This is a genomic window from Microbacterium sp. (assembly GCF_046295495.1).
GTDB lineage: Bacteria > Actinomycetota > Actinomycetes > Actinomycetales > Microbacteriaceae > Microbacterium.
In genome coordinates this window covers 1-9,536 of record NZ_JBKBNC010000063.1, presented here as the reverse complement: position 1 = coordinate 9,536, position 9,536 = coordinate 1, and the positions used below count along the sequence as shown (strand labels likewise).

Genomic DNA, 9,536 nt, shown 5'->3' with positions numbered 1-9,536 from the left:
GCCCCGCGGGCCGCCGCCGCCCCGCAGGCTCCCCCGACCGTCGCGACCGGCACGTCGCAGCAGACGGGCGCGAGGGATGCCGACACCCCTCCCCCGCCGCCCACGACTCCCCCCGCGTGGGTCGCGCCGGGATCGAACGGCGACGCGTGAGGCTCGGCACCTTCGCCGCGGCCGTCGTCCCGTTACTCCCGGACCCCGACCAGGCACGGGAATGGGCGGAGCAGGAGCTCGCCGACCCGTCCTACCAGGCGGCGGAGCCGACCCTCGTCGACCGCATCTCTCAGACCGTCGCGCGGTTCCTGGAGAGCCTCCTGCGCGTGCCCGACACCGATGGGTGGGGCCCCGCCGCCCAGATCGTCGTGGCCCTGCTCGTGGTCGCACTGATCGTCGTCGCCATCCTCATCTGGGGGCGTCCCCGGGTGTCGGCTCGCGCCACGCCGGCCGCGCGCGCCCTGTTCGACGGCGACGACGGCCGGTCCGCCGACGACCTGCGTGCCGATGCCGCGGACGCGGCCGCGCGTGGCGCGTGGGACGACGCGATCGTGCTGCGTTTCCGCGCCTTCGCGCGCGGATTGACGGAACGCGGTCTCGTCGACACGCCGCCGGGGGCGACCGTCCAGGCCTTCGCCCGGGCGACCGCCGCGGCCCTGCCCGCTCTGGCGCCGGCGCTCGACAGCGCCGCCACCACCTTCGACGACGTGCGTTATCTGCGCCGGCCCGGAACCCCCGAGCGCTACCGCCTCATCGCCGATCTCGACGACGCCGCGGTGCGCACGCGGCCGGCTCCGGCGGTACCGGCGTGAGCGCCGCGGCCACGGCCCGACCCCGATCGAGGGGGCGGGCAGGACTCGGGTGGATCGCGCTGGTCGCGATCCTCCTCCTCGTGGCGCTCGTGGGCGGCACCCTCGTCTACGGCGGCTACGCGCAACGCGCCGTGCTCGATCCCGAGTCGGCGGGCCCCGACGGCACCCGCGCGGTCGTGCGCGTGCTCGAGGGCCAGGGCGTGCGCGTGATCGTCGCGCGCGACCGCGACGCGGCGGAGCGGGCCCTGTCGGACGCCGAGGCGACGCTCGTCATGCGCGACGCGCCGATGCTGTCCGACGCCACCCTGCGCGCGCTCACTCAGCGCGCTCGCCACGTCGTGCTCGTCGAACCCCGCTCCCGCTCGCTCGACGTGCTCCTGAACGGCTCCTCGCGCGGGAGCTACGCCGACGACGTCGCGGTCGCCGCGGAATGCGCGATCCCGGCCGCTGCGAACGCGCGCACCGCACGGGTGGGCGACCTCCTGGTCGCCGGCGACGACGTGCAGGGGTGCTTCCCCGTCGACGGGGAGTTCGGCCTGCTCTCGGCCACGACGCCCGACCACTCGATCACCGCCCTCGACGGGCTCTCGACCCTGACCAACTCCACCCTGCCGCGCGACGGCGACGCCGCGCTCGCGCTCGCGGTGCTCGGGCAGACCGACACGCTGGTCTGGTACGTCCCCGCGGCCGGCGACGCCGACGCGGCGACCCGGGCACCCACGCTCGGCGAGCTGACCCCACCGTGGGTGACGCCCGCCATCCTGCTGCTGCTGGTCTCGGCCCTGGTGGCCGCAGTGTGGCGCGGGCGGCGCTTCGGGCCGCTGGTGGAAGAACGCCTCCCCGTCACCGTGCGCGCGAACGAGACCACCGAGGGGCGTGCGCGGCTGTACGCCGCCGCGCGCGACGCCTCGCACGCTCTGGATGAGCTGCGCCGGGCGAGCCGGGCGCGCCTGGTGCGCTCGCTGGGTCTGTCCCCGCGCACGCCCCCCGCCGACATCGCCGATGCCGCCGCCGAGCGTCTGGGCGCCGAACGCGCCCGCGTGCTCGCCATCCTCGTCGACGACACCCCCCGCACCGACCGCGAGCTCGTCGCGGCCGCCGACCGACTCCGCGACCTCGAGGAGAGCGTGCGCGCTGCCGTCCGAACCGAAGGGACCACCCGATGACCGATTCCCCCGAGAACCCCACCCCGCCGCCGGTCGCGCCCTCCGCCGATCGCGATACGACCGGTCACGACGCGACCACCCACAACGCTGCTCCCGCGCCCGCCTCCCGCGCGGACGCCGCCCGCGCGAACGCCGCCCGCGCGGAGGCGTCCCCCGCACCCGACGAGCACGCCGCCCTCCGCGACGCGATGCACCGCGTCCGCCAAGAGGTGGGCAAGGCCGTGGTCGGCCAGGACGGCACGATCACGGGCCTGCTCATCGCCCTCCTGTCGCGCGGTCACGTGCTGCTCGAGGGTGTCCCGGGCGTCGCCAAGACGCTGCTCGTGCGCTCCTTCAGCCGAGCCCTGGGCCTGGACACCACCCGCGTTCAGTTCACCCCCGACCTGATGCCCGGCGACGTGACCGGCTCGCTCGTGTACGACGCCCGCGCGGGCGGATTCGAGTTCCGCGCCGGTCCCGTCTTCACCCACGTGCTGCTGGCCGACGAGATCAACCGCACGCCCCCGAAGACCCAGGCGGCCCTGCTCGAGGCCATGGAGGAGCGCCAGGTGTCGTCCGACGGCGTCAGCCGGCCCCTGCCCGACCCGTTCCTCGTCGCGGCGACGCAGAACCCGATCGAGCACGAGGGCACCTACACGCTGCCCGAGGCGCAGCTCGACCGCTTCCTGCTCAAGCTCGTGGTCGACCTGCCCGGCCGCGACGCCGAGGTCGACGTGCTCCGTCGCCACGCCGCGGGCTTCGACCCCCGCCGCCTCGACGACGCCGGGGTGAGCGCCGCCGTCACGGGCCCCGAGATCCTGGCCGCGCAGCGCGCCGCGGCATCCGTCGCCGTCGACGACGACGTGCTGGGCTACGTCGTCGATCTGGCGCGCGCGACGCGACACAGCCCCTCGGTGCTGCTGGGCGTGAGCCCGCGCGCCACGACCGGGCTGCTGGCCGCGGCCAAGGCCTGGGCGTGGCTCGGCGGCTACCCCGCCATCACCCCCGACCACGTGCAGACGATGCTCGTGCCGGTGTGGCGCCACCGCATCCGCCTGCGCCCCGAAGCGGAGATCGAGGGCGTCTCGGTGGATGCCATCCTCACCTCCGTCCTGCAGCAGACCCGCGTTCCCATCTGATGATCGTCACCGGCCGCCTCGCCCTGCTCGTCGCCCTCGGCGTCATCCCCCTCGTGCTGCTCAGCACCGCGGGCGTGCCGGCCTGGGTCGCCGCCGGCGGGTGGGTGCTGCTGTGCGCAGCCCTCGCCGCTGTCGACGTGGCGCTCGCGGCCGATCCGCGCCGCGTGGAGATCACGCGCGTCCTGCCCGAGCGCGCGCTGCGCGACGAACCCGTCGCCGGTGAGCTGCGGGTGCGCAACCTCGGCTCGCGCCTGCTGCGGGCCCGCGTCCGCGACGCCTGGCAGCCGACCGCCGGCGCACCGACCGAGCGGCACCGCTTCACGGTCCCGCCGGGCGAGCGTCGGTCGGCGCCACTGCCGTTGCTCCCCCGCCGCCGCGGCGAGTTGCGCAGCGCTTTCGTCGTCGTCCGCGCGGCCGGTCCTCTCGGACTCGCCGGCCGCCAGGCGGCGATCGACGCCCCCGGTCGCATCCGGGTCCTGCCGCCGTTCACCTCGCGGCGTCACCTGCCCTCCCGCCTGGCGCGGCTGCGCGAACTCGACGGCAACACCACGCTCCAGGTCCGGGGTCAGGGCACGGAGTTCGACAGCCTCCGCGAGTATGTGCGCGGCGACGACGTGCGCTCGATCGACTGGCGCGCCACCGCCCGCGCGGGCACGACCATGCTGCGCACCTGGCGTCCCGAGCGCGATCGGCACGTCGTGATCGTGATCGACACCGGGCGCACCGCCGCCGCCCGCGTGGGCGACGGCGTGCGTCTGGACGCCGCGATGGAGGCGGCTCTGCTGCTGTCGGTGCTCGCCGCACGCGCCGGCGACCACGTGCACCTCCTCCTTTTCGATCGCGTGACCCGGGCGCGCGTGACCCGCGTCGACGGCGCGCAACTGCTGCCCGCCCTGGTGGATGCCATGGCCCCGGTCGACCCGCAGCTGATCGACACCGACTGGGACGCCGCCCTCGCCCAGGTGCGCGGACTCTCGGTGCGCCCGGCCCTCGTGGTGCTGCTGACCGCCGCCGACGACCCCGAGGCCGCACGCGCGTTCCTCGCGTCGCTGCCGGCGGTGGCGGCGCGCTCGCGTCTGCTCGTTGCCACCGCGACCGACGGCCCGGGCGACGTACCGACGCACCGCGACGCCACCGACGTCTACGCGGCGGCGGCGATCGAGCGCGCGCGGCACGACGCCGAGCGCGTGCGCGACGCGGTCGTGCGCGCCGGCGGCGACGCGGTGTCGGCCTCGGCCGACGACCTGCCACCGCTCGTCGCCGACCGCTATCTGGCACTCAAAGCGGCCGGGCGTCTCTAGCACGCCCAGCCCGCATGCAGCCCGCGACATACTCCGCGGCCTATCCTGGGGGGTACCCTTCCGGTCGTCAGCGTGTCCCTCCGCGCGCGGCCTCGCCGTCTACGCACAGGATGCGGGAGCTCTCTTGCCAGGTAACGCCACCACCCACTTCGACGATGTGGCCCTCGTTTCGGTGGCGAGCGTCCTGCCCAGCCGCGTGACGACGTCGGATGACATCGAGGAGCGTCTGGCCCCGGCGCTGCACCGACTCAAGCTCAAGCCCGGACTCCTCCGCCGCGTCGCGGGAGTGAACGAGCGCCGCAACTGGGCGGAGGGCGAGTCGTCCGACGAGGCCACGATCGCCGCCGGCAAGCAGGCCCTCGCCGAGGCCGGCGTCGACCCGAGCGAGGTGGGTCTGATCATCAACACCTCGGTCACCCGCAAGCACCTCGAGCCCTCGGTCGCCGTGCGGCTCCACCACGGGCTGGGCCTGCCGAGCTCGGCGATCAACTTCGACGTCGCCAACGCCTGCCTCGGGTTCATCAACGGCATGAGCCTGGCCGCCGGCATGATCCAGTCGGGCCAGGTGAAGTACGCGCTCATCGTCAACGGCGAGGATGCCGACGAGATCCAGGTCAACACCATCAACCGCCTCGTGCGCGAAGACCTCGATCGCGACGCCTTCATGCAGGAGTTCGCCTCGCTCACGCTCGGATCCGGCGCGGCCGCGGCCGTGCTCGGCCGGGCGAGCGACCACCCCGAGGGCCACCGCATCGTCGGCGGTGTCACGCGCGCCGCGACCCAGTTCTACGACCTGTGCGTGGGCAGCGTCGACGGCATGTTCACCGATGCCAAGGCCCTGCTCAAGGGTGGCCTCGACCTCGTCGTCTCGGCGTGGAAAGAGGCGAAGGACGAGTTCTCGTGGACGGGCATGGACCGCTACATCACGCACCAGGTCTCGTCGGTGCACACCTCCGCGATCGTGCGCGCGGCCAAGCTCGACCGCGACCGGGTGCCGGTCACCTATCCACACCTGGGCAACGTCGGTCCGGCATCCATTCCGATCACCCTCGCTGACGAGCAGAAGACGCTGCGCCGGGGCGATCGCGTCCTGCTGATGGGAGTGGGCTCCGGGCTGAACACCGGCATGCTGGAGCTGGCCTGGTGAGCCATCCGCGCGTGACCGGCCCGCAGGCCACCCTGCCCCCGGCGGGGCTACCCGGGCTCGATCCCTCGCTCTCCCGCCTGGTGAGCGTCGACGGCGTGCTCGCCGACGCCGGGGCGACCCGCCTCTGGCACGTGCTCGACACCGCCGACGCGCTCCACGAGCGCGGCGTCGAGCCGGTCGGCACGATCGTCGCGGTGCACGGCAACCCCACGTGGTCGTACCTGTGGCGCGCACTCGTGGCCGCCTCGCTCGCCCGCGCCGAGGCGGGTGCCGCCGCGTGGCGTGTCGTCGCCGTCGACCAGCTCGAGATGGGGTTCTCGGAGCGCTCCCCCCTGCGGCGCACGCTCGCCCAGCGCATCGCGGACCTCGGCGCGCTCGTCGAGGAACTCGGCATCCGGGGTCCGATCGTGACGATCGGCCACGACTGGGGCGGTCCCGTCTCGCTCGGGTGGGCCGTCGAGAACCGCGATCGCCTCGCGGCCGTGATCGCGCTCAACACCGCCGTGCACCACCCCGACGGCGCGAAGCTGCCGTTCGCGCTGCGCGTCGCGACGGCCCGGGGCATGCTCGCCGCCGGCACCACCGGAACGACGGCGTTCCTCGACACGACCCTGGCCCTCGCCGACCTCGACCCGGCCGTGCGATCCGCCTTCCGCGCGCCCTACGCCACCGTCGGCCGGCGGCGCGGCATCGGCGGCTTCGTCGCCGACATCCCGGCGACCCCCGATCACGAGAGCACCCCCGCGCTGAACCGCATGTCGGCGGGGCTGCGCGAGCTCCGCGTACCCGCGCTCCTGCTGCGCGGGCCGAAAGACCCGGTCTTCGGCGAGGGGCATCTCGACGACCTGGTCGATCGGCTGCCGCACGCCGACGTGCACCGCTTCGAAGGCGCCGGCCACCTGATCGCCGAGGAACGCCCCTACGCCGGCGTCGTGCTCGACTGGCTCGACGAGAACGTCGTGGATGCCGCGGCACCCGCGGCCGGCACGCGCCGCGCCGCCGCGGCCGAGCGCCGGGCCGAGGCGCACGCCCGTGAGGCGGCCGAGGCCGCGGGACCGGTGCAGGAATCCGCCGACACCCGCGACGGTGCGGCCGGAGAAGCCGCCGCCGCGACGGCATCCGCTCCCGTCGGGCGTCTCTGGGACGCCCTCGACGCCCGCCGCGACGACGCCGATACCGCCGTCATCGACATGACCACCTCGCGCGACGGCGAACCGCTGCGCGTGAGCTGGCGACAGCTCGCCGCGCGCGTCGACGAGATCGCCGCGGGCCTCGACGCCTTCGGCGTCCGCGCGGGCGACCGCGTCTCGCTCCTGGTACCGCCCGGTCCCACGCTGACCGCCGCCCTGTACGCCTGTCTGCGCATCGGCGCCGTGGTCGTGGTGGCCGATCGGGGTCTCGGCATCCGGGGGCTGTCGCGGGCCGTGCGCGGAGCCGTGCCCGACGTCGTGATCGGCGAGATCGCCGGTCTCGCGGCCGCGCGGGCCCTCGGCTGGCCCGGTCGGCGCATCTCCACCGTGGCACTGCCCGGCACCGCGCGGCGCGCGCTGGGTGTGGACGCGAGCCTCTCCGACCTCGCTCGCGCCGGGCGGGGGCGCGCTCTGCCCGCGGCTCCGGCCGCCGACGCCGAGGCCGCGGTGCTGTTCACCTCCGGATCGACCGGACCGGCGAAGGGCGTCGTCTACACGCACGCGCAGCTGACGGCCCTGCGGGACACCCTCGCCGCGCACTTCGGCGTGACCGCCGACACCGGGCTCGTGACGGGGTTCGCGCCCTTCGCGCTCCTCGGCCCCGCGCTCGGCACGCGCTCGGCGACGCCCGATATGGACGTGTCGGCGCCGCGCACCCTCACCGCCGCGGCCGTCGCCGCCGCCGTGCGGGCCTCCGACGCGCGGATGGTGTTCCTCTCCCCCGCCGCCGTCGCCAATGTCGTGGCCACCGCCGGAGCGCTGACCGACGCGGATCGCGCGGCGCTCTCGCGCGTCGAGACCTTCCTCTCGACCGGCGCCCCGGTGGGGATCGAGCTGCTCCGCCGCGCGCAGCGACTCATGCCCGAGGCAGTGGCCCACACGCCCTACGGCATGACCGAGTGCCTGCTCGTCGCCGACGTGACCCTGCCCGAGATCGAGCGGGCGGCGGGCGATCGTGGGGTGTGCGTGGGCCGGCCGCTGGGCAGCGGACAGGTGCGCATCTCGGCGATCGACGACGACGGCCGCGCCACCGGTGAGCCGACGACGGATGCCGGGGTGACCGGCGAGATCGTCATCTCGGCGCCCCACCTCAAGCGCGGGTATTTCCGCCTGCACCTCACCGATCGCGAGGCGCGCCGAGGACTCGGCGCGCGCTGGCACCGCACCGGCGACGTCGGCCACCTCGACGACGACGGGCTCCTCTGGGTCGAGGGGCGCCTCCCCCACGTCATCACCACCGCCGAGGGCCCCGTCACGCCGGTGGGCATCGAGCAGGACGTCGAGACCGTCGAGGCCGTCTCGCGCGCGGCCGCGGTGGGCGTGGGTCCGGTGGGCCGCCAGGTCGTGGTCGCGGTCGTCGAGTCCGGCGCGCGGCGCCCGCGCCTGGCATCCCCCGCCCTCACCGACGCGGTGCGCACGGCCACGGCTCAGCGCCTCGCGGCGGTGCTCGTCGTGCCGACGCTGCCGACCGACATCCGCCACAACTCCAAGATCGATCGCACGCGCGTCGCCGCCTGGGCCGAGCGCGTGCTCGCCGGCGAGAAACCCGGCGCCCCGTGAGAGTCCTCGCCACCGGAGCCTCCGGCTTCCTCGGTCGCGCCGTCGTGCGCGCCCTGCAGGACGCCGGGCACGAGGTACGCACCCTCCAGCGCCGCCCCTCGGGCGTGCGCGACGCCGACGACCGTCTGGGCTCGGTGACCGACGCGGATGCCGTGGCCTCCGCCGTCGAGGGCGTCGACGGCATCGTGCACCTCGCCGCCAAGGTGTCGCTCGCGGGCGATCCGGCGCAGTTCCGCGCGGTCAACGTCGAGGGCACCCGCACGCTCCTCGACGCCGCGGCAGCCGCCGGCGTCACGCGCATCGTGCACGTCTCGTCGCCCTCGGTCGCCCACGCCGGCCACGCGCTCGCGGGCGTGGGAGCGGAGCCCGCGAATCCGGATGCCGCGCGCGGCGAGTACGCCCGCACCAAGGCCGAGGCCGAGCTGCTCGCGCTGTCCCGCGCCGGCGACGGCACGGCACTTGTCGCGATCCGCCCGCACCTGGTGTGGGGGCCGGGCGATACGCAGCTCATCGCGCGCGTCGTCGCCCGCGCACGCCGGGGGACGCTGCCGCTGCTCGATGGCGGCACGGCGCTCATCGACTCCACCTACGTCGACAACGCGGCATCCGGGATCGCCGCCGCCCTCGACCGCGTCGAGGCCGTCAGCGGCCGCGCCTACGTGTTGACCAACGGCGAGCCGCGACCGGTGGGCGACCTCCTCGCGGGCATCTGCCTCGCCTCGGGTGTGACGCCCCCGCGCGTGAGCGTGCCCGCGGGTCTCGCCAAGGCCGCCGGCTCGCTCATCGAGCGGGTGTGGGCGGTGCGCCCCGGGCAGGACGAACCGCCCATGACGCGCTTCCTCGCCGAGCAGCTCTCGACCGCGCACTGGTTCGACCAGACCGCCATCCGCCGCGACCTGGGCTGGGCACCGGCCGTATCGCTGGACGAGGGTCTGCGCCGCCTCTCGCGCGCCTGACCCGAGCACGACGCTCCGCGGTCGCCTCCGGCCACCGCCGTCGACCCGCGCACACGTTGCACGAGTCTGGCGCACCCGACGCCGCCGCGTCCCCTCCCCGGCCCCGCCGTCCCGCCGCCACGACGCAGGAGTTCCGGCGTCCGCGGCGCTGAGACACCCGCCCGACCGCGTGTCGAACGTGTATCCTCCTGCGCGGTGCCCCGCGGGGCCCACCGGGGCCGCAGGCGTCCGGTCCACGGTGCGCCCCGTGGACGAAGGAAGGGCCCCCCCCCCCGCGCCGGGGGGGGCCGGGGCC

Annotated in this window: 7 protein-coding genes; all 7 read left to right on the top strand. The window is 75.5% G+C overall.

Features of this window, described 5'->3' with window-relative positions; translation table 11 throughout:
* The first annotated feature begins 146 nt into the window (after positions 1 to 146).
* The 7 genes from ACK4LS_RS14055 (at position 147) to ACK4LS_RS14025 (ending at position 9,241) form a co-directional block, all read left to right on the top strand.
* Complete coding sequence (locus ACK4LS_RS14055; protein WP_409718501.1) at positions 147 to 803, top strand: DUF4129 domain-containing protein; 657 nt, start codon at positions 147 to 149, stop codon at positions 801 to 803.
* Positions 800 to 1,969 (top strand): DUF4350 domain-containing protein, encoded by a 1,170-nt coding sequence (locus tag ACK4LS_RS14050; RefSeq protein ID WP_409718498.1) that lies wholly within the window; start codon positions 800 to 802, stop codon positions 1,967 to 1,969. Before ACK4LS_RS14055 ends, ACK4LS_RS14050 begins: the two co-directional genes overlap by 4 nt.
* A gap of 188 nt (positions 1,970 to 2,157) precedes the next feature.
* A complete protein-coding gene (locus ACK4LS_RS14045; RefSeq protein WP_409718504.1) occupies positions 2,158 to 3,087 on the top strand; it encodes an AAA family ATPase in 930 nt (309 codons plus the stop codon).
* Positions 3,087 to 4,388, top strand: a complete 1,302-nt coding sequence (locus tag ACK4LS_RS14040; RefSeq protein WP_409718495.1) for a DUF58 domain-containing protein — start codon at positions 3,087 to 3,089, stop codon at positions 4,386 to 4,388. Before ACK4LS_RS14045 ends, ACK4LS_RS14040 begins: the two co-directional genes overlap by 1 nt.
* A gap of 124 nt (positions 4,389 to 4,512) precedes the next feature.
* A complete protein-coding gene (locus tag ACK4LS_RS14035; RefSeq protein WP_409718492.1) occupies positions 4,513 to 5,535 on the top strand; it encodes a 3-oxoacyl-ACP synthase III in 1,023 nt (340 codons plus the stop codon).
* An 11-nt stretch (positions 5,536 to 5,546) separates the two neighbouring features.
* Positions 5,547 to 8,285: an alpha/beta fold hydrolase gene (locus ACK4LS_RS14030; RefSeq protein ID WP_409718489.1), complete on the top strand. Its 2,739-nt coding sequence runs from the start codon at positions 5,547 to 5,549 to the stop codon at positions 8,283 to 8,285.
* Positions 8,282 to 9,241 carry an NAD-dependent epimerase/dehydratase family protein gene (locus ACK4LS_RS14025; protein WP_409718486.1) on the top strand — a complete coding sequence of 320 codons (960 nt, stop codon included), beginning with the start codon at positions 8,282 to 8,284 and terminating at the stop codon, positions 9,239 to 9,241. Before ACK4LS_RS14030 ends, ACK4LS_RS14025 begins: the two co-directional genes overlap by 4 nt.
* Positions 9,242 to 9,536: the final 295 nt, after the last annotated feature.